At 51.2% G+C, this 20,667-nt stretch carries 22 protein-coding genes; 4 read left to right on the plus strand and 18 right to left on the minus strand.

Annotated features, from left to right (window positions below; all coding sequences use genetic code 11):
- Positions 1–24: 24 nt before the first annotated feature.
- The 3 genes from AC3IX4_RS30485 to AC3IX4_RS30495 all read right to left on the minus strand — a co-directional run bounded on the left by AC3IX4_RS30485 (position 25) and on the right by AC3IX4_RS30495 (position 2,312).
- Complete coding sequence (locus AC3IX4_RS30485; protein WP_046064449.1) at positions 25–267, minus strand: hypothetical protein; 243 nt, start codon at positions 265–267, stop codon at positions 25–27.
- A gap of 185 nt (positions 268–452) precedes the next feature.
- Positions 453–1,280 (minus strand): hypothetical protein, encoded by an 828-nt coding sequence (locus tag AC3IX4_RS30490; RefSeq protein WP_489261490.1) that lies wholly within the window; start codon positions 1,278–1,280, stop codon positions 453–455.
- A gap of 66 nt (positions 1,281–1,346) precedes the next feature.
- Positions 1,347–2,312, minus strand: coding sequence for a DNA replication terminus site-binding protein (locus AC3IX4_RS30495; RefSeq protein ID WP_489261491.1), 966 nt, complete (start codon positions 2,310–2,312; stop codon positions 1,347–1,349).
- Between the two features lie 294 nt (positions 2,313–2,606).
- On the opposite strand from AC3IX4_RS30495, the gene AC3IX4_RS30500 reads away from it, so the two are divergent.
- A complete protein-coding gene (locus AC3IX4_RS30500; protein WP_489261492.1) occupies positions 2,607–3,086 on the plus strand; it encodes a hypothetical protein in 480 nt (159 codons plus the stop codon).
- Between the two features lie 9 nt (positions 3,087–3,095).
- Here AC3IX4_RS30500 and AC3IX4_RS30505 read toward each other — a convergent pair whose 3' ends face one another.
- From AC3IX4_RS30505 to AC3IX4_RS30535, 7 genes are all read right to left on the minus strand, one after another.
- Positions 3,096–3,566, minus strand: a complete 471-nt coding sequence (locus tag AC3IX4_RS30505) for a hypothetical protein (protein WP_489261493.1) — start codon at positions 3,564–3,566, stop codon at positions 3,096–3,098.
- A 119-nt stretch (positions 3,567–3,685) separates the two neighbouring features.
- A complete protein-coding gene (locus AC3IX4_RS30510) occupies positions 3,686–4,657 on the minus strand; it encodes a ParB/RepB/Spo0J family partition protein (RefSeq protein WP_489261494.1) in 972 nt (323 codons plus the stop codon).
- A complete protein-coding gene (locus tag AC3IX4_RS30515) occupies positions 4,657–5,469 on the minus strand; it encodes a ParA family protein (RefSeq protein ID WP_411961154.1) in 813 nt (270 codons plus the stop codon). The genes AC3IX4_RS30510 and AC3IX4_RS30515 overlap by 1 nt, the downstream gene beginning before the upstream one ends.
- A 658-nt stretch (positions 5,470–6,127) precedes the next feature.
- Positions 6,128–7,603 (minus strand): UvrD-helicase domain-containing protein, encoded by a 1,476-nt coding sequence (locus tag AC3IX4_RS30520; RefSeq protein ID WP_489261495.1) that lies wholly within the window; start codon positions 7,601–7,603, stop codon positions 6,128–6,130.
- Positions 7,604–7,645: 42 nt separating this feature from the next.
- The gene (locus AC3IX4_RS30525) at positions 7,646–8,296 is read right to left on the minus strand and encodes a FlhC family transcriptional regulator (RefSeq protein WP_411961156.1); all 651 of its coding nucleotides are present in this window, start codon (positions 8,294–8,296) and stop codon (positions 7,646–7,648) included.
- Positions 8,293–8,769 (minus strand): hypothetical protein, encoded by a 477-nt coding sequence (locus AC3IX4_RS30530; protein WP_489261496.1) that lies wholly within the window; start codon positions 8,767–8,769, stop codon positions 8,293–8,295. Before AC3IX4_RS30530 ends, AC3IX4_RS30525 begins: the two co-directional genes overlap by 4 nt.
- The gene (locus AC3IX4_RS30535; protein WP_489261497.1) at positions 8,769–9,329 is read right to left on the minus strand and encodes a transglycosylase SLT domain-containing protein; all 561 of its coding nucleotides are present in this window, start codon (positions 9,327–9,329) and stop codon (positions 8,769–8,771) included. Before AC3IX4_RS30535 ends, AC3IX4_RS30530 begins: the two co-directional genes overlap by 1 nt.
- Before the next feature lie 377 nt (positions 9,330–9,706).
- On the opposite strand from AC3IX4_RS30535, the gene AC3IX4_RS30540 reads away from it, so the two are divergent.
- Complete coding sequence (locus tag AC3IX4_RS30540; RefSeq protein ID WP_411961159.1) at positions 9,707–10,396, plus strand: hypothetical protein; 690 nt, start codon at positions 9,707–9,709, stop codon at positions 10,394–10,396.
- Between the two features lie 15 nt (positions 10,397–10,411).
- On the opposite strand, the gene AC3IX4_RS30545 is transcribed toward AC3IX4_RS30540, so the two are convergent.
- Entirely contained in the window at positions 10,412–11,074 is a 663-nt protein-coding gene (locus tag AC3IX4_RS30545; RefSeq protein ID WP_489261498.1) for a hypothetical protein, read from the minus strand.
- A 421-nt stretch (positions 11,075–11,495) separates the two neighbouring features.
- A complete protein-coding gene (locus tag AC3IX4_RS30550) occupies positions 11,496–12,533 on the minus strand; it encodes a ParM/StbA family protein (RefSeq protein ID WP_489261499.1) in 1,038 nt (345 codons plus the stop codon).
- 485 nt (positions 12,534–13,018) lie between these two features.
- On the opposite strand from AC3IX4_RS30550, the gene mobI reads away from it, so the two are divergent.
- A complete protein-coding gene (gene mobI / locus AC3IX4_RS30555) occupies positions 13,019–13,498 on the plus strand; it encodes a conjugative transfer protein MobI(A/C) (RefSeq protein ID WP_489261500.1) in 480 nt (159 codons plus the stop codon).
- A gap of 97 nt (positions 13,499–13,595) precedes the next feature.
- On the opposite strand, the gene AC3IX4_RS30560 is transcribed toward mobI, so the two are convergent.
- Both AC3IX4_RS30560 and AC3IX4_RS30565 read right to left on the minus strand, forming a co-directional pair.
- Positions 13,596–14,432, minus strand: coding sequence for an IS3 family transposase (locus tag AC3IX4_RS30560; RefSeq protein WP_489261661.1), 837 nt, complete (start codon positions 14,430–14,432; stop codon positions 13,596–13,598).
- Positions 14,429–14,737 carry a transposase gene (locus tag AC3IX4_RS30565; protein ID WP_489261501.1) on the minus strand — a complete coding sequence of 103 codons (309 nt, stop codon included), beginning with the start codon at positions 14,735–14,737 and terminating at the stop codon, positions 14,429–14,431. The genes AC3IX4_RS30560 and AC3IX4_RS30565 overlap by 4 nt, the downstream gene beginning before the upstream one ends.
- Before the next feature lie 74 nt (positions 14,738–14,811).
- On the opposite strand from AC3IX4_RS30565, the gene AC3IX4_RS30570 reads away from it, so the two are divergent.
- Positions 14,812–15,054: a hypothetical protein gene (locus AC3IX4_RS30570; protein ID WP_489261502.1), complete on the plus strand. Its 243-nt coding sequence runs from the start codon at positions 14,812–14,814 to the stop codon at positions 15,052–15,054.
- 176 nt (positions 15,055–15,230) lie between these two features.
- Here the strand turns inward: AC3IX4_RS30570 and AC3IX4_RS30575 are convergent, their stop codons facing one another.
- The 4 genes from AC3IX4_RS30575 to AC3IX4_RS30590 form a co-directional block, all read right to left on the minus strand.
- Positions 15,231–16,376, minus strand: a complete 1,146-nt coding sequence (locus AC3IX4_RS30575) for a DinB/UmuC family translesion DNA polymerase (protein WP_489261662.1) — start codon at positions 16,374–16,376, stop codon at positions 15,231–15,233.
- Between the two features lie 258 nt (positions 16,377–16,634).
- Entirely contained in the window at positions 16,635–17,621 is a 987-nt protein-coding gene (locus AC3IX4_RS30580; RefSeq protein ID WP_489261503.1) for an arsenic resistance protein, read from the minus strand.
- A 95-nt stretch (positions 17,622–17,716) separates the two neighbouring features.
- The gene (locus AC3IX4_RS30585) at positions 17,717–18,328 is read right to left on the minus strand and encodes a redoxin domain-containing protein (RefSeq protein ID WP_489261504.1); all 612 of its coding nucleotides are present in this window, start codon (positions 18,326–18,328) and stop codon (positions 17,717–17,719) included.
- Positions 18,329–18,344: 16 nt separating this feature from the next.
- The gene (locus AC3IX4_RS30590; RefSeq protein ID WP_489261505.1) at positions 18,345–20,510 is read right to left on the minus strand and encodes a protein-disulfide reductase DsbD family protein; all 2,166 of its coding nucleotides are present in this window, start codon (positions 20,508–20,510) and stop codon (positions 18,345–18,347) included.
- Between the last annotated feature and the right edge of the window lie 157 nt (positions 20,511–20,667).

Consider the following 20,667-nt stretch of genomic DNA (forward strand, 5'->3'; position numbering starts at 1 on the left):
GCATGACCCCTATGACGAAGCCGCTCAGCCATACCCAGCACGCGCATCGGCGATGTATTGCAGTGCATCGGCTTTGCGCTCAGCCGAGCAGTCGGCGTGCTTCACCAGCGCCTCACAGAGGCCATAGTCTGCATTGGCCAGGGCGTGCAGCAGGCCCGTGCACAAAAGAACTTCATCGTCATAATCGTCCTGCAACCGCTGATACTGCGCTTTCAACTCGGTAATGTGCGCTTCAAGCTGTTCAGAGGGGTTTTCGATATCGGCCATATCGCCGGGATTCCTTTCAGTGCTACATGCTGGTTGCGGACACATTGACCGATTCAGTATCGGCCACAGCCCGTGGGCCTTCGAGAGCCACGCGGATAGAGGTGGGTGAACTCTGAATCTAGCCCGCCACTAGAGTCCGACGCCTTAGCGTACGATTTTTTCCGAATTCTGTAGGCTCCCCTGTTTTATCGATCCATACCTGTGCCGTACGCGTTCCCCTCGATATCTACGTCGCCCATCATTGGCAAACCAGTGGCTGGGTTGGTAATCGTAAATATTTCCTGAGGTCCCCGCGCAGCGGCTGCATGGCGGTTGGACGGAATCTGTATGCCTAAGCCGGGATCAGTCTTTTGCGCGCTTCCAATGAGGGTATACAACGTCGCGAGCCCTGCTCCGACAGCGCAAATACCAAGGGCGTTTGCAGTATTTGCGTGAGTTGCAAAATAGACGGCGCCGTATGCGATCGCGGCGGTAATGAGGAAAGAAGCGATTGAAAGCTCTTTTCCTTTAACCCGAGACATGACTGTGATCATCGTGAACAGCATTGCCACCAAAGCTGTAACGAAAACACCGACCCCCTTCCCTTCTTCATTCACCGCCCATACCAGCGCAAGCGCAAGCCCGATTTTCACCAAGCCCATAAATGTCGAGGACCCTGTTGCACGATCAATCTTACGCAACGTGTTTTGAACCTCATTTACAACGTAATGAGAAGGGTTCTCCCACGGTAAAATTTCTGCTCGGGTCAGACCTAGATATTCAGCTTTGGTCGAAACACTTTCTTTCAGCTCGTCGGCCATGTTGATGAAATCTGCGGCCAGCTGTTGGTCTGCTCCACGATCTTGGGCCCGAACTTTGATAGCAGCCATAGAGCGCAACAGCAGGTTTTGATGGTCGCTCAAACCCGGATACGCCCGTGTATTTGCGCCGATCGTTACGTGCACGGATAGTGCTGCCTCGATGTGCAATTCGACCAGCCCTGCTTCCTCAACAATCACAGCGAAATAATTCATGGGGTTCTCCTCGGTTTGTACTTCCATTGTAATCCCCTGCAAATAAACGCAACCGCGCTACACTGCCTACCGTTCTGCGTTGTACGTTGACGCGATTATCAAATCAGAATCCGTATCTAATCCAAAATTCGCAGCCGCTTCACGTGTTTCGGAAGGTACCTGAAGGTAGAGGTCCAACCGAGGTATTACCGAAATCCTAGCTACCTTATCGGCTCGCTGTCGGCGCGCTTTTTCTGGATCAAATGGACCCAAACCATCCACTCTTGGCCAGGGGGCTTTTTCGTCCATAAGCACAAATACTGGAAGGTTTGCATGAGGCATTGCATCGTAACGCGCCTCCTTCCCGAAATAGAGCATCACCCTGGGGTGCGGTGCAATGGGCCTGTAGCGATGCAACACAGCGTCCTGCGGTAGATTGCTTATTGATTTCAGCTCTACTTGACGCTGTTGTTCTCTTGGAATGTCTTCAGCCTGAATTGCTTCTTCTAACTGAATCTGCAGCTTCTCAATGATGACCCCTACCGCGACTTTTTCAGGTGCAGCGGTATTGCCTGCCCAAGTGAAAAGTATTCTCCGTGGTATCCCGTCAAAGACCTGGATTCGACGCTCGATCTGCTTAAGAACGACCGGCCTTTTAAGCAGTGCTCGGGCGTACTTTCCTTTTGACATTGTCTTGAGGTCGACCTTCTGCGTTTCGCTCGCCAGCACATGTAAGAAGGCTTGCCTTGCTTGATTCGCAATTTGTGCGGCTGCAAGCACCGAGCTATCGACGCCTATCCATCCAGGTAGCCGCATTACCGTCCCAGGATGCTGAGTGCCAACGGTCTCGAATTGTAAGATGGCCCTTTCTGCCATCGCTACCGCCTCGGCACCTTCCACCTTTTCAGGAGTGATCACTGCAGCGGTTTGTGCCGTGTCCTTCAAAGGTAAACACCAGACCTGTGCAGCTACGACTTTAGGTTTCCACACCTCGTTAAACTCATGCTGCTTGATCAGCATGTCTTCCCATGCGTCTTGCAACTCGAAAATCATAATCCCCTGCCCTTCCGCGCCCTAGCGATCCATGAAACAAAGGCTCGCGTTTATAAATCCCGCAGTCAATTTCTGACGATGTAATACCAGCCCTATGCTTTAGCCAACTATAGCTCGTGCCCTTCTTCCTCGCACGAACCTTCCGTTCTCATTCCATATTCCTTCCTTCTCCCCTTCCAGCGCGCAAGGCGCGGCAATCAGGGTACCCCTGCAGGAGAGGCAGAAGGAGAGCTGTGCGGTTAATATTGCTAATATATAGGGCTGGTATTACTGAATTAATTGCAAGGGGTTGCCATGACATCGCCTACGAAATCGCCAAAAATTGGTTTTACTGTCTATGGAGGAAGCGCAGCGCTCAAATTGGAGCCAACAGTAACGGAAGGTGGCAGCCCTACCCTTCTGATAGAAGCAGCTCGCGGCCAACCTAATAACTATGAGTGGGGTGAGAAAATTGTTTTCCAGCTTACCGCAAGGGAACTTGCGCCCTTTCTCGCCTGCATTTTTGGATGGGCTCCCTCGTTCGCCGCGACCAACCATGGCCAGGGGAACAAATCATTAGCACTCGAGAATCAACTTGCGGAAGGAAGAATATTTTGCCGGGTGACAGAAGGGAGCAATAGAACTGCTGTCCCGATCGGACCATCTGATGCATTTAACATAGGACGACTGGGGCTTGAGCAGCTCGCTCTGTCATCGAAATGCACACTTCATGACGCCTTAGAGATCTTGCGATTGACGACTGGTCGTTTACTGCATCACCACCAAAAAATATAAAAGACCAAATCAACTCGGTCCGATTTCAAATCTTTGTAAATACGACCTGATCTGCTCGGCAACAAGCAGTGCATCTGAATCACTCAAAACAGTTAAGTCGTCTATTGCTAACCCCTCCATAGCAACACCCTTATGCCCCAAAAAAGTCACGTTCTCAGGCGAGACTGTGTGATTTTCCGAAGTAAGAAGCTCCATTCCTTGCCAGCTTAAATATATTCTTGTGGTTACCGGATCTCGCCAAAGGTACTTTACGCCCTCCCCTTCTATGACAAAATGACTCTTCACATCGTTAGCCCCGACCTCAGATAGAACCCAAGGGAAGTTATCTTCCAAATCGCGATTTCTGTTTCTAAGCAAGACGAGGGTTAACAAATTGCCGAGTAGCATTGAAGCCTTCTGTTCCCGTCCTGGGCGATTCTCTTCAGCTTTTTCACGGAGGTACTGGAAAGCCGCTCTTAACAACCGCGCTTGGGAATTCATATAAAGCTCTAATCAATAGAATATGTTTAACGTCTAAATTTGCGTTAGCTGGAATCTGGGAGTAGTGGCCAGATCAGTATTTTCTGAATCTGGCCAACCATTGCACCGCGGCCTACCCTCTACCCTTCTTCCTTGTTGAAGGACTGTATTAGCTCCCATATGCTCGCCATTTGTTTATCGGTAAATTCTCGTTTATCTAGATGGATGACACGCTCTTTTTTCGTGTCTTTTGCGTAGGCAATAGCAACTCCGTTCCTCTGGATATCTAGTGCAACGGTTTTTGGCTTCGATGGCTTAGTGATACCCAATTGCAGTAGCACCGCATTTACGAATCCGTTCTGCTTAATCTTGTTGTTCGTTAAATCTCTAAGCGCCTTACAAAATGCTTCATCTATTTTTGTCTTATCTAGGTCGCTGACCTGATTCAAAGCAGAGCGAAGTGCTCCCGCGGTGTTGCTGCCCATAATTTTGGGGTTCTTTCTCAATATCTCCAGCGCACCTGGTGTAAACACTTCGAACGCATCAATTCGAGAAAGCTGTGCTTTGCTGATTTTGATTTTCTGCTTAATTGTGCTGCTCGTATTAAAATCGGTCCGCATCCGGAGAATTGAGTTATACATCTCAAAGTCAGACAGGTCCCTGCGCTGAATGTTCTCCTGCAACGCTCGTGCAGCACTTGTTTCGTCATCGATATGAACGACAAATGCGTCGATCATGACTCTCTCAAGGACCTTATGCGCCCTCACCCGACATTCTCCGGTTACGAGCTCAAATCTCTCCCCTTTGACCCTGACTGTAATCGGGTTTTCCAAGCCTAGCTCATCAATGGACTGAGCAAGCTCCTCAATCGCGTCCTTATCAAACGTCATTCGAGGTTGATAAGGGTTTGGATCAATCAGATCTAACCGTATTGATTTTGATATCCGAGGCGCATGCAAATCCTCTTCCAGGGGTTGCATCGTCCGATGATGATCTAGCTGATGACTTAGCGAATTTTGTAATTGAGCTGCTAAACCGCCCTTCCGCGCAGGTGGCTTGGGTGGTGATGGATTTTTCGCTTCTGGCTTTTTAGCTGCGGCCTTGGTGACCATTACACCTCCTCCCTAAATTCTTTAGTTTCTGCGATTAACCATTGGGCTAAGTTGCGAAACTGTTGGCTGACGGTGTTACCGCTATCGAGTTGGCGTAATGTGCATTGCAAACTCGACGCTTGCTTTACCTTGGTTGTGGTACCGATTTTAATTGGAATTACAGCGCCATACAGGTTTGCGGCATTTTCTTCCATGTTCTTGCAGACGACCTGGCGCTGATCATGCCGATTTAGCAGAACCCCTAGATTCAACAAAGTCGGATTGATTTGCTTCATCTTCTTGACGCGACTTAGCAAGTCTTCATGTCCATGCAGACCATAGGCATCCCCTGACTCAACCGGTACGATTAAATGTGTCCCTGCCGCAAGAGCATTTGTGGTCAGAAGCTTCAGGCTTGGTGGGCAGTCGATGATAATAAAGTCAGCCTTCCCCATTAACGGAGCGATACGCTCCTTCAAAACCTCGTTAGGTCGGGGTTCAGCTCTGAGTAAGTCGTCTGAATTTTCCAGAGCGATCGAGCCATAAATCAGCGATACACCCTCGACGCGTGTTTCATCATGGATAAACACTGCCAAAGGCAACTCAGGAATCGAGAGCAGGTCTGCTGCTGTGTATTTTATTTCTGAAGGATGACTAAGCCCGATGTGACGGCTGCCATTGGCTTGTGGATCGAGGTCCAGAAGGCATACCGAGTGGCCCTCCTGTGCAATGTTGTCTGCCAGGTTAATTGCTGTCGTCGTTTTAGCGGCGCCACCCTTGTGATTCGCGATCACAAAGACAACCGTTGATTTCTCTTTTGGTGTGCCTTTCACAGTTCAACTCCCATTTCCAATGTTGACCTGATGCTATCGCACGATTTGAAAACGCAAGCACCAGCTGGTTCCTAGTAGGAACGGCTACAAAACCAACCCGCGCTGTGCGCTTCGTACCGCTGTGAGACCCTGCGCGTAACCTGACTGGTTAAAAGTCAAAGTATGCCGGGGTTGGCCGTTTAGTCTGAGGCCATTCTACCTATCGATGGAGTTGATCCATAGAAAAAGCTGACCTTAAATAGTATGGCTATCAAGAAACCGCACGGTTGCTGTTCCTACTAGGAACGGCCGATTGGTTGTCGGGGCGTACGTAGTGTTCCTACTAGGAACAAAGCGCTGAGGGAGATAGTCTGCCGCCCCGGATACACCTAAGCGGCTGTCGTTTTTGAGTCGCTCCCAACAACGACTACGATTACGCTTCCATCACCTGTCGTTCTGTAGACCTACTATAGCTGCTCATTTTTGTTATAGCGCCGCCGATGTCGTTCGCCAGAACGACAGCATTCAAGGTCACATATCGGCAGAAATAGTTTTCAGGGCTACCAGTCAATCTCCAGCCACGCTGGTAAACGACGGGGATCAGGGGTGATAGATTTAGCTGGAGGAGGGAGGAGGGAGGAGGGATAGCGATTCCAGCAGGGCAGGCTTCAGAAAATCGTTAAAGCAGACCTCGAAGAAAACCTGATCGAATATCTACAGTTTGTATGCCTCGGGTAAGCGCGACATACAAGAGATTGATTTCATCATCAATTTTTTGACCGAGACGCTTCTGATTGAATGGTGAAAAAAGCTTGTCGAAATCAGATGCGATAATGGTGTTTTGAAACTCTAATCCCTTGCTGCGATGCGCAGTAGTCAGGATGAACCGCGCATCGAGAGGTGGCTGCTTATTGGATTTGCTCCGAGCGACCAAGCACTCAAGCATCGCTATGACATCACCAGACCGATTAGCAAACTCTTTAGTCATCGCAATAATTTGAGCGATTTCAGCATCGGCGTACTGCTCGGCCCAGGTCTCTGCATCAACAAATGACTTAAACTGGTAGAAAGCAGGGTGTCTAGCTCTGTTTACAGTGCCCGTTTTTAGCTCAAAAGCGGTTCGCACTTTCGCTGTTAGATCCTCAAGATCTCCGATGACAAATACGAAGGGGCCTCGCTGATGGTCAAAAAGCATCAGCGCATCTTTGACAAGCTCAACATTCGTACGATAGATCTTGGTTACCGCTTCTCCTTTCGGGGCTGGTGAGAAGGTTGTTCCCTTTGACGCCATCCCTTTTAAAACCAAATTTGGTTTCACTTTCTTTTTTTGTAGGAGCGTATTGGCGAGCAGTGCTACCTCAGGTCCGAAACGAAAGCTTTGCGATAAATAACAACGGGTTCCATCCATCCTTTTAAGCGCGTCGACAGCACCTCTGAAGCCATAGATCTGCTGGGCTGAGTCTCCGACAGCTATCAAATTATTTGCACGTTCTAAGCTGCCCAGCATGACTGCCGAGCTGTCCTGAGCTTCATCGACTAATACGGTGTGAAACTCATTAAGCCCTGGAGAACCCAGGAGATGCCAAGTTTTAAGGTAAGCGTCGTGACTAACGGGTATTTCGCTTTTGCTCAATGGAGAGACCATACGAAAAAGCGCCCGTGTGTCTTCTATAGCCATAGCGTCGCCTGCTGACTTCGGCAGCAAGTGACGGGCGATGTGTTCAGCTTGGATATCATTTTCAGCCGAAGCGCAGAAACGCTCAAGTGAGGCCAGGACGGCCCTTGCATAGCTGTACTTATCCTGAGTGGTTGAACGCCGATCGAGGCCTAGGGCGTCTATCACATGCTTTGCATAGACCGTCCCTGTTTTACGGAGTGCCAGCGGCCTTGATAAGGCACGATAGGCTGCGCTATGAACTGTTCTCACTTCTACCGAGGAAGGAAATGCCTTTCGTCCTGCGGCAGCAAGTGCGGAATTGTAGGCCAGGTACAACTGCCTAGTGTGACCAGCGTCGAAAAGCGCACGAGAAATAGCCTCTAGCGTGGTTGTTTTTCCACAACCCGCACCAGCTTCGATAACTAATGGCTTCGAACTCTCAGCCGCTCGCACGGCGGACTTCACACAATAGATCTGTTCGTCCGTCTGTACGTGCATCAACGCTGCTGCATAGGGGGGAGGGGAGGGCGGATTCTTAGATTAAAGGCTGAGAAGCTTCTCAATAACCTCGCTGGAAATACCAAGTGAGATAGCGATTTCTTCATCCGATTGCCCCCAATTCCGCATTTTAAGAGCTTCACCTTTAACACGAGCAAAATCTGTCTCTGTGTCAAAAGCCGAAGGTTGATCTTCAACCTCTAGCAACTGACACAATGGGCAGGATTTTTGTGACAGCCTCACAGGACGGAAAAACGAAATTCCACAGTGACCGCAATAGTGTTCACTCAATTCGGCAGAGCGATAATCTCGTGCAATCACCCAAGCATCATTGATATCTAGAAGAACGGTTTCATCAACCTTTCCACCGCGGGCAGCACCATGCGCGTCCTGGTAGACATCAAATGCAGCTATAACGGCTTCAACGTCGATGTCTTCATCAGGCTTCAACGCCAACTGCCGATAGCTCAGTAAAAAAATAGTTGCCTCAACAGCGGACGCGTTGCTCTTGATGAGCGTTTCAGCGCTGCTCAATGGGCCACAGGAGGACTCAGGGGCATCGGAATTTTTTCGCATGTTCTCAATAATTTTTCGAGACACGCCGGTGGAGTTGCGAACAACTACACTGCGAAAGCCTGCGCCGATCATCTTCCTTGCAAAGGTGATGGTTTCCGATGTTGCTGCCTGGCTCATTGCTTTTTCCCTCGCTTAGCGTTTCCGCCTAGAATCCGTAACGTCTGTAAGGCGCTATTTCTGTGTGCCACATCAGTTCCCGCGCGTAGCTGAAACTGGATCCGGCCACCTCGAAGTGCATCATGTATCGATTGAAAATTGGCGTTTTGGAGCCACCCTGCCATGTGCCTTGTCAGGCCATGACGCAACTGTGCTTTAAGCAAATCTTGTTTCAGCTGCGATCTGATCTCTAGAAGAGCGCACATGACCTTGTACAGATTCTCTGATCCCTGAAGCTGTCCCGTGGCGGAGTCGTCAAACTTTATGGTTAACGGGCTGACAGGGGAGACTGCCAAGCTCATGTACTCCGAGTAGCTCACCTGTTTAAGCCATTCACGCTCAGCAAGCGAAAACGCCGTCAATCCTCTGAACGAATCAGGCTGCGATTGACTGAGCGAATAAAGGGCATCCAACAGCAAATGAGATTCGAACATCACTTCACCTGCGCTGACAGTGTTTGCAGACGCCGCCATATCCCCAAGACGTTTCTCGCGTAAGCACGGCTTGTCTCTTCCTTGTCGGGGTTCTGAGTGTTGTATCCCCCAATCGCCAACTCGATGTCGCCGGGCCTAGCATCGATTGCTTCACGCAAAATCTGAGTGCCGATTTTCGCGTTCGTCCTAATATCGAAAAGATCTTCGAAACGCTTAACGCGATGCCCATTCCAACGAATATTTACCTGCATGACGCCGACGTCACAGAGATTCGTTCGCTTCAGTTCTGTTCGAAGGTAAACCTCTGCCTTTTCTCTCGTCTCCGGGTATGCCGGTTTGCTGCCCTTACAATTAATCGCATAAGGGTGTGGCCGAACCAGAGATCCGCCTGCTCCGTAGCGGCTTTCCGCCAGGGCGAGTGCGTAAAGGAGTAGCGGATCAAGCGCCTTCGCGTTACCAAACTCCTCCCACATCGTCCCGCGGAGGTCGAAGGCGTTCGCGCTTGCGAGGAACCCACCCGATGCAGCAACAAGCAGGATGATCCTAAGAGGTTTTCTCATAATTCCGTGGCTTTTCTCTGGTATTCCAACGCATCTGCGCAGCGGAATACGGAAATTGGATCCTGTTTTGTGACGGAATTCTAATTTGGGTTGTCGGGGGTTGCAATAGGTTGTCGTTGCAAAGCTGCGGAATTATCGCAGCTTGCCGTGGTTTATTTTGGTTAAACTGTGGTTTGCCGCGATATATGCTTAGGATCCTGAGGTTTTTTTGACGCCGCCGTAGTAGTGGGCTACAACCAGTCAAAATGATGGCGCGTGGCCACCTCCTTAGCTACGATTGCAGGTAACCGTTTAGGACTGGTATTCATGTAGACTAAATGCGCAGGATCCTAAGGCTTGAATGGATTCAAATACTTGAACGATGAGACCCCTCACAAATGAGTGATTTGCTACCCACGACTTTCGATAAGGAAGCCTTTGCAGCTCGAATGAAACGCGCTATGGGCGAGAAGGGGAATTCTTGGATCTGTGACCGGGTAACTTTTTCCGACTCCACCCTTCGGTCATACCTTAAGGGTGAGGTCGAGCCTACCCTCAGCAATCTAATGTCTTTTTGCCAAGCTACCGGCGCGAATTTCACTTGGTTAGTAACTGGCGATGAGTCAGCGACCGCGAACGAGAATGAAGCCCAGCTGATCTCGATGAGTGAGGATGAACTCGCCTATCAGTTGGGGTTCATAACTAAGAAGCCTGTCGGACATGAGACCGCGACAAAATTCGTGCTTACCCAAGACAGAAGCTATTTTGCTCTAGGGGGGAGAAACCCTGACTTGTGTAGATTGCTCACAATTACGTCAGATACAAACGCACCGAAATTAAAACCTGGCGATCACTGCTTAGTCGACATTCGCAAACAACCATTAACTCAAGGCTATTTTCTACTCGCGGTTCAGGGATCGGCGATAATTCGGGTTGTTTCACCGAACATTCGTGGATACATGGCGATGCCAGTAAACTCTGCATATCCTGGATTTGCACTTACTGTAGATTCTGAATTTTATCCTACAGATCCAGGAGTCCGTATCATTGGACGCTTATTCAATCACTTTGAAGTTACTCCACTTTAAACGGTTCAATTTTTCTCATTGATTTTGCATATCCCAGCTTAGCTTGCCTGCGTCTATCGATATCAGTTGGTTTAGCTGGGTTTTTTTACGTCTGATCTCCTTCAAAATGGTGTTTATAACCTGCTTCGCGTCCCTCCCAGCCGCGATGCTGTTTGGATAATGAAGCTCCCGTAACGTCGTTCCCACTAGCTCGTCAACCCGGCCTGCGGGTATTTTGAGAAGCTCGGGTAAAACATCACCCAACCAGAAATGAATATGGTGTATTGCCAGGTCTTTTTCAGTATTCCACTGCTGTTCCGACAGTTGAGAAAAATACCTATCCACGTGCGCTGAATATGGGTATCGAGGCTCGACTGTTCCTACGTAGCGTCTACCTAAAGGCGCACACGAAAACACGAGCTCGCCGTGTTCGTGATCAACCCTACCTGCGTAAGCGACCGATTGCCCCTCAATTGTCCGTTCCTGAGGGCGCGTATGAACTGACGCAGTCATTTCATTCCCAACACCATCAGTCAGCCTAACAATAGCCACACGCGTCTCTATGGGCGCTTTGACGACTCGTTTGATTCTTCCAATCAAAACGCCGCTCCATCCCGTTTGGAGCGAGCTGAAGCATGCATGTACCTCTGATCGGTCGAAATAACAATCCGGTACACAAAGCGCAGTGATCCCATTCATAACCTTTTCCAATCCGCTTACTCTCAAAGCTTTTTAAACCTGTTAACGAAAACGCAAGGCCCCTAAAAAAAGGGGCCTTGGTTTAAGTCATTGCGGCATTGATAGTGCTGGGTAGGACTCGTCGTTTTCTCTGCCCATCATGGGGTGACACATCAGTCCCCCCCAACTCATGCTGCGAGGGAGGAGGGGGATCACTCACCACTGGTAGTTTCGTGTGTTGATCGTCACCGCTAGCCAGCTGTGGCGGTATCGCATCTGCAGTGCCTACGCTCGGATTTTGCCCTCTCATCAAAAAAATCGCGGCAGTCGCGAGGGCTCTTAATCGTTCCGCTCTGCTCCGTGGGTGTAGATGGGCGATTTCAGCCAGCAACTCTGGATGGGACTCATCGACTAATACTTGTGTTTTGATGGAGGGCATGGATTAGGCAGCCTTATCTACGCCGTACCAGAAGAAACCAGTCGCGTTGGACGTTACTGGCTTTTCCGAGATAATTGGCTGAGTTCTGGGGTAAACCTCCTGCGCCGCGGCCATGTAAAATTTTCCGCCGCCCCCGCCACAGACTAGGAAGTCAAGTTCCTTCCCGGCTAGGAAACGCATGTCTCGCCGGACCTCCTCCAACGCTGCCGGGGCAACTCTCGCCGCTGCCCGCTCCAAATAGATCCCCAGTTCAACAACCTTGCCAAATAGGCGGATCGAAGTCCTGTTCTGTTGAAGCGCAATTTCGAGTTTTTCTGTACCAGGGCTTCCGCCCAAGTCTTTGACGATTTCTTCATTCACAGCGTCAAGCATCACACTCATTGCTTTTAGCGAACTGTTAGATGAACTCTCCACGAGCTCTCCATTAACAAACAACACCCAATCCGTGCTGAAAAAACCTGGATCGAGAACCAGCACACTGGACTCTCCGAAGGCCTCTCCTGCTTCATGGTATGAAAAAACGTCGACGAATGTGCCCACCGGTTGAGCCAAGACGATGACCTGTTTCACCGTAATTTTCCGGGCCGCAGCCACTCGATGTTCACCGGTGAGACGGGTTACCAGTGCCTCGCGCATTTCCCGGTTTCGGTTATGGGAGACGGGCAGGCCGGTCACCAACACATCAATGACGTCTCCGTCTTGGCACGCCTCGATCAACGACGCGTGAAACAGTGCTTTGTAGACGTCACTTGACGTGAAGTCCTCGTGTAGCTGTCGTTGCATGCCATTTGATCTTCCTGGATCTATGCAAGCGATCCAAGGCTGGTCGTCCACAAGCACGCGATACTCACCGTCGCGACGTGCAGAGCCATCTTCATAACCGGTCGGCATTTGCGTAATAGGAGCCGCCTGCGCCGGTTTCACGACAACTGTTGGACTGGCGTCAGCACCGTTATAGCCATAAGCGACTTTTAAATTGCTGTACCCAATATCGAGACCAACAATCAATTTTCCCTTTTCTGTCATCGCGGCCTTTGCCATTTATTTTCCCTTCCTATTCTTTTTCAAATAATGCAGTGGTGACCGCCAGTCGTTCAGGAGAACGACTAACAGCGGCATTCCGGTTCTAACGCAGGGTCTCTGGCTAATCGACGCTGGTAGTCTTTCTGTAGAACGACTAACAGCAGATACAGCAGCTCTACCACTCTGTCGTTCTAGCGAAAGGCTGGAGTGCGTCCTGAGTCGATTGGATCTTCGCATGCCTGAAAATAATGCAACTCGACCATCAACCCCCCAGTAGGGGGTTGTTAGAGCGAAGTTTTTTGGCGAGGTATGGTGTTATTAGGCTTCGACCTGGGGATTGCTGATCATTCGTAAAAGCAGATGCATTTTAATGGTGAATTTCGCCTATACGTAAATTCGCCTTCATTTGCGGATGATTAGCAACGCCAGTTATCAATGGTTAGAGCGAGGTTTTGTGGGGCGGAGAGGCTGTTTACACCTCAGATTTTCCACATTAGCAAAACATGACAGAAATGCGGATAGATAGAATAGAAAAAAACTCGGGTTACTTACATTCTGCTACCGAGGTGGTGAGAACCTCCAAGGAGGCTTTAGATGCGCTCTACGAGTTGGCGTACAGCCTCAAGGAGGAACACTGGAGTCGGTTGGATTCAACAGGGGAGCTAAAAACGCACACCTGCCGTGTATTCCGCAGTTCCTCGGGGACACCGACGATCACCTGGTCAAAGGTTCGGTGGCGACAGGCTTCCGCACCGGGCAAATCTAGAAGCTGGCAGTTGTTCGCAATATCAAAAGGCGCAGGGGATACGTTCACGCGTAAATCGATGGGGCCGATGTCCGCGCGTCAGGAAGAGTTGTTTCAGATTTACGAACCCAAATTTGCAGCAATTCGAACAGCGATCAAAAAACATCGGTCTGCGATCGTTGAAACACAACGCGCCTTAGCCGCGATGCGAAAAGAGTTTTTGGATTCTCAGCTGTGACGGTCTTGCATTTCATAGGTGCAGGGTAGATTCAAGGGACAACCTTGAGCGAGGCAAACTGAACTGGTCCAGTAATTTTGGACATTTTTTTCGGTTCTCACGCCGCCAGCTTTTCCGCAGCTACAGGTGAGTGGTATCCGTTGTAACTGTGGCGCCTGACATTGTTGTAGCGCGTCACATAGCGGTTTATATCAACTCGGGCTTCGTGTTCCGAGTTGTAGCCCTCTTCAGGAACCCATTCGGACTTCAAACTGCCAAAAAAACGCTCCATCGGGGCGTTATCCCAGCATTGGCCTTTTCGACTCATGCTCGGCTTAAGCTCGTGCGCCATCAGTTCGTCCCGGAATTTATGGCTGGTGTACTGACATCCCTGGTCAGAATGGAACAGTACGCCTTTGGGTCGCCCTCTCAATTCGACGGCCATTCGCAGTGATTCGCGCGCCAGTGTCGCGTCGGCGACCAGTGAAAACGACCAGCCCACTACGCGTCGCGCAAACAGATCCAGAACGACTGAGAAGTAGAGCCAACGCTTGCCCAGCTGGATATAGGTGATATCTGCGCACCAAACCTTATTGATATCAGCTACGTAAAACTCACGGTCCAGCTCATTCTCAGCCACCAGCGACTCAACGCCCGATGACTTGTACTTGTGTGGTCTGCGCTGACGGCTAGAGATCCCTGCTTCCTTCATCAACCCGCGGGCCATGTAGCGGCCCACCTGATGGCCGTCGCCCCGCAGGTCTTCGGAGAGAGTTCGTGCACCTGCCGAGCCTTTTGATGCCTTGTGGTATTTAATCAGAACAACCTTGAGCGCTTCGCGCTCCGGGTTGGTTTTACCTTGGCGCTGACGCCAGGCGTAATAGCTGCTGCGGTTGACTTCAAACACGCGGCAGCAGTCTGTAATGCCGTACTGCTCACCTAGCTCACTGATCAGAGGGAATGATCTTTGGAGTCTAAAAGCAGGAGAGCACTGGCCTTTTTTAGGATTTCGATATCCCGGTCTTTCTGCCTGAGCAGGGCTTTAAGCTCCTGGATTTGCTTCTGATCGGCGGTGATCGCCTTGGTACCGGCAAGCGTCGATCCGGCGCGCTCTTTTCGCACCTGCTCGACCCAGCGGCGCAAGGCTGTTGGGCCGATATCCAAGCTGGCACAGATCTCGGGAATCGGCTGATCCTCATCGAGCACCATGCTTGCAGCTTTGAGTTTGAACTCACTTGAATAGGATTTTCGCATCATCATGCACACCTCAGATTTGGGCGCCATCATAGCGCCCTATTGATGTGTCCAAATTCATTAGGCCAGAGCAAACCGCTATGCGTGAGCACCTGTACACCGATGAAGAGCTTGATGTTTGGGGCGACCTTTATGCGGAACTAAAACACCGAAACCGCACCAGTGATGTACGGTTTTCTGAGTTCCTCAGAGCCCCGTGGAACTATCTGCATCACCTGACACCAGCGGTGGCAGATAAGGACGATTCCGTGTGGATCGCTCGCTCGAGCGCGAAGATTCGCCGAGGTGCTATCCCGTCGTTACGATTGATTCCCTCCAGCTAAATCGGAGCTTGGGGTGTGGCTTGATCTACGCGTTACACGCAAGCCCGTAAGGGCATGGCTAGGGAAAGGCTGACAACTCCGATTTAGAAAACACATGGCCAGGGATTGGCTAGCAACGAGGGAATAATGGTTAGGGAAGCCCGGCGCATGGCCCAAGGAAAATGGTCAGGGAAAAGTTAGTAACAAGGTGGGATGCTTAGCCAAGCTGACGTGGCCCGGCGCGAAAGATGCTCAGCCTTGGCAGCCCATCGTTTTTCTCCAGTTGCTCGTCCAAGCTGAACAGCACGTCTTCCAAATTTCTGATTGATGGCGTCATACACCGACATGACCGCCTCAGCCTTCTGGTCACGCTTGAACACCGCAAAGAGGTCGTCCTGAGGCTTATTTTTGTCCTCCAGTTCAAGAAGAACCACACCGGCTTTTGTGAAAGAAACTCGTTCGTGGAAAATGGACGCTAGCGCTAGCGATACCACACGGGTTATTTCGCGGGTGTCGTCAGTAGGTCTGGTCAGTTTTATCGTTCTGGAGCGACTGTAGGGCGTTGTATGTACCGAAAAGGGATTTGATCGAGCGTAAACCTGGATCACTGATGTGACGGATCCCTGGGCACGGAGCTTCGTGGTGGCGCGATCAGCAAATTCGGCTGCGGCCTCGGTCAGTTCGCACAGCTTAGAGATTGGGCACCCAAACGATCTTCCGCATGAAATAGCCTGCTTAGCGCTGGTATCGGTCCATGGTTTTATGAGGCGATGACCTTGGAGTTCGGCATGTGTTCGTTGAACCGTGACTGGGAAATGGTGACGGATTAGATCTCTGTCAGCCTTGAGCATGTCTGCCACGGTCACGATGCCTAGACCGGTAAGCTTTGAATATATCTTTCCCCCAATGCCCCAAATCTCCGATGCGTCGATTTCTGACAGCAATTGGACATGGTCGTGTGGATTGGTAATGCGAAAGACACCGCTGTCAGTGAATTTTTTTGCGATGTGGTTACTAAGTTTGGCCAAAGTTGCATTGGGACCAACGCCAACTCCGGAAGCCATGCCCGTCCATTTCAAAACCCTTGAACGGAGTAGGGCAGCCGTCTCTAGCGAGTCCGGAGTCATCCCTTGGAGATCGCAAAACACCTCGTCAATGCTGTACTGGTATAGCTGCGGAACTACTGTAGCGACTGTCTGGACGAAACGACGGCTCATCGATCCATAGAGCTCATAATTACTTGAGCGAACCTCAATCCCTTCTTGCCAAATCATGCCTTTGAGCTTGAACGCTGGCTCTCCCATTGAAATGCCCAAGGCCTTTGCCGCTGGAGATCTGCTGATTACCGTACCGTCGTTGTATCTGAATGAGGCTAACTGTTAGTAGATAATAATCCATTGATTTACATAGAAAATAATCCACTAACATTTTTCAGATATTTTTGGCCATTCCTTGGATCACACCAACCACTTTATCGGGGCGAACAAAGGCCGTCCTACCTAGGTGGTTTGACGCTAGTGGCGTGCGACCAAGAGGCGCACACCAAAAGCTACCCGCAATGCCAAAAAATCACTCGTTGCGTGTGCCTGCAATTGATGAACCTACAAAGTCGTCAACACAACTTGCGATTTGTCACGCCAGACGAGGGCCGGTATTGCGCGGATGTAGATCAGCTCACCAACCAGCTCGACTAGCGTCTGGGTGATTACCGCAGCCGCCGCAAGGCCTCGAATTTCTTCAGGCAATGCCAGGGCCAATGGGAGAACGACCAAAGAGTTACGCGTTGACGAACTGAAAGTGACCGCCCTGGCTGTTGTGGCAGGCAGCTTGAAAGCTCTCGAAGCCAAAGCGCCCACCAACGGTGCCAACAGCATAAAGCCGATGTATACCGGAATGACCGGAGCTAGCTTGTCGATGTCGCGAACCACCGATGAGATTTGTGAACCGACCACCGTGATCAGAACCGCTGCCATTGCTGGGACAGGCAGCCAAGCCCAGGCGGCGTTCCAACCGCTGACGATTTTCGACTTTTTGGCCAGCGCCGATGTAACCACGGCCAACAACAAAGGCGCGACAATTAGCACGAGAAAGGCTTCAACAAAGGGGCCTACCGAGATCACGACTTCGGACTGTCCACCCAACATGAAGGCCAAGTACAAGGGTAGCAGAACGAGCTGAAGCAGCAGCAGGATTGGTGTCGCCGCAAGGATCCCACGAGAGTCGCCCTTGCCAATATGAGTAAAGACCACCACGTAGTCGATGCAGGGTGTCAGCAGTACCAGGAGAGCACCAACAAGGATCGCCGGCTGATCCGTGAGTCCTCTGGTGAGCCCCCATACCAACAGCGGAATCAGTACAAAGTTGGCGATCAGCAGGGCTGACATGAAGCGTCTATTGCTCAGGCCTTCGCGCAGGTCAAGAAAGGGAATCTGTAGGAACATCGCGTACATCAGCACGGCGATAGTTGGAGTCACCAAAGCATTCAGCCCCTGAGCTGCCGCAGGCGCCATGAACCCTCCGATTGCAGCGGCAATGACCGCGACGAAATAGATCGGTATCTGGTTCTGTTCAAGTGCATCCCTATCCATAGCGTTCCCCTCGGGTATCAAAAAGGCCGTCAGCCTAAGCAACGGCAGCTCGTCCGTCGAGTTATGTGCGCATTTCTAACGTCTTGCGAAGACCATCACTGATATTTAACGGAACACCCATAAGGTTGTGTTGAAGAAATACTGACCGGCTTATCAGCCAGACTTTCATCCAACGCCGTTTTCACGAAGTTCTTAGCGATTTTTACGTCATCGATATTTGTGCTGCGCTTGTCATCTATCGCACCCGCGTACACCACCATGCCGGCAGGGCTGACCACAAACATGTGAGGGGTCGTTTTAGCGCCGTACAGCTTGGCTAAGCTGGTGTCAGAATCCATTAACAAGGCAGATGGGGCTGCTTTCATCTCGGTTTCCCAAGCGTTCATTTCTGAGCCTGGACGGTAAGAAGAGCTTCCTGCCTCTGCGGTGTTGACTGACAACCACACCACGCCTTTTGCGCGGTACTCGCTTTGTACGGCCTGCATGTTGCCACTGCGATAGTGCTTTTGGGTAAACGGGCAAACCGGATTCATCCACTCCAGAACCACGTACTTCCCTTTGTAATCTACCAGCGAGACAGAAGTACCATTGCTGTCTGTCACGGTGAAGTTCGGAGCAGCTTGCCCTACGACTGCCGCAGCGCTCGCCACGTTCGCCCATAGCGATACAAGCAGTAATGTCATTGACGCGACGATGGATGTTTTCATGTTGATTTTTCCTCGGTTAAAGAGTGCCCAGAATGGGCTTCGATGACTCACTGCTAGGTGACTCGGGAGAAGCAAGTGCAGCCTTCACCAGAGATTTAGTCAGCAACTCTGGCAGCATTTCTGGCGATTGGCCTGGACGGAGAACGAGATACATGGGAACCGCAGAGCGGCCATAGCGCGCCAAGGCACGGGTGATTTCAGGGTCTCGATTTGTCCAGTCGGCCCGCATTCTGACCACACCGGTTTGCTCGAAGGCATGGTCGATTTCATCGGTATTCAGCACGAGCTTTTTATTGACTTGGCAGGTCACGCACCAAGCAGCGGTAAAGTCGACAAATACGGTCTTCCCATCGCCTAATTGCTGTTCAACCTTGGCTTGCGAGTATGTCTCCCACTTACCAGCGTGGGGTGTTAAATCGGAGGTCGCGGAGCCGGCGATATTGGCCATCGGTATCAGGATGCTCAACGCCAAAACCCATGAAACCGTTTTACCCAATCTGGAGGGAAACCTGCCGAAAAACCACAGGCCAAGACCCATTAACCAGAGCGCCAAAAGAAGGTCGATCAACGGGCTTACGCCTGCCTGAACGCCCAGCACCCAGGCGAGCCAAATGACGGTTGCAAGCAGTGGAAAGGCTAGAAATTGACGTAGTTGCACCATCCATGGCCCTGGTCGCGGCAACCACTTCCTGATGCCGGAAAACCATGCCAGCAGAAAGTACGGCAAGGCCATACCGATTCCCAGCGAGGTGAAGACGGCCAACGAAGTCCACCCCGGCTGGGTCACCGCATAACCAAGCGCCACCGCCATGAACGGGCCGGTGCAGGGTGAGGCAACCGCAACAGCGAGCACCCCGGAGAAAAAGGCACTGACATCTGGATGACGAGGGCTGATGGATGCAAGAGGGCTCGGCACCAAGCTGCCCATCTCGAAAACACCCAAAAGATTGAGCGAAAGCACAAAAAACAACAGCGCAAGGCTGGCGACTATTACCGGTGATTGAAGCTGAAAGCCCCATCCGAATTCATGCCCAGCAGATCGTAATCCCATCAGCACAATCGCAAGCAGCCAGAACGAAATGACGACGCCTATTGAGTAGAACAGGCCATTTCGGCGCGATTTGTATGGATCTGCTTCGCGAGCAAATGCGAATACCTTCATCGAGAGGATCGGAAAAACGCAGGGCATCAGGTTGAGCAGTATTCCGCCTGAAAAAGCCAGCAACACCGCAGCAATCAACCCCAGTTGAGCGCTTGCATCGAGGCTGGTGTCCGGCTTGGCAATTATTGCGCCTTGGACTGGAATATCGATTTCCAACGCCTCTGGTGAGCCTGTGCCATTTTCTGTCACTACGATGCCGCGAAGTCTCACCAGAGGAGCCACTGGCTGAACTGCACGTGTGATGGAGAGCTGATAGCCAGCGTCATCGTGTGACAAGGTCTGAACCGCGCTCGGCTCGATCACCCCCTCATCATAAGGAAAAAAACTGACGCTCTGAGGGAAGGGTTGCCCCTGTGGAGGCACGATAGAAAGGGTGCTGCCGGCACTCGTCGATACCGCAGAAAAGCTCCAACCATTTGCCTTTTTTGGCAACAGGGTTCGCACCGTCTCAAAGCCCTGAACTGCCTCGGGATTGGCGATAGGAGAAGTGCCCGGCAATCCAACTGGCAGAGTTAGTGTCAGTTGCCCCTCTTCAGGGATACAGACGTCATTGCAAACCAGCCACTCCACGTGACCACTCAGCGTGACCGATGGTTTGGCAAAGTCCGGTGGCAGGGTGATGTCACTGATGAGCCAGGTTTCACCCTCGTAGCCAAAGTTCATCAGTGGGCCAAACGGTAGTCGCTTGGGCGCAGGCCATTGAATCGCGCCCATTTTGATGCCTGCTGGCACCTTCCACTTGATCTGCGTCGGCAAGCCTGAATCGCCAGGGGTACGCCAATAGCTGTGCCACTGTGGATGGTGGTTCAATTTCAACGCAATCGACGATGTTTTTCCCGGAGTCAGCTCCTGGTGTTCTGCCACGAACTGCGCGCTCATGTGCTCGGTAGTTACTACGTTGCTCGCAGTGGATGCCCATAGCGCGCCCGCGTACATACCCAACAAAAACGTAACGCATACGTGTACCAAGTGCTTATGCAGGGCGATCAAGCGGGAGGTGCCCACGATATCAGCGACCACTGCACTCCGCTCCTTTGCACGGCTTCTGAAGATTCGCGCAACGGTTCCGTTTGTGGCGGACATTGCGATATACCAGGGTTCCAACCGATAGGGCCACTAGGGTCAGCGCAAGCCACCAGTCATTGGCGGTTACGGTAATTGCGGAAAGCCCCATAAG

Source organism: Pseudomonas sp. KH_021 (assembly GCF_057838865.1).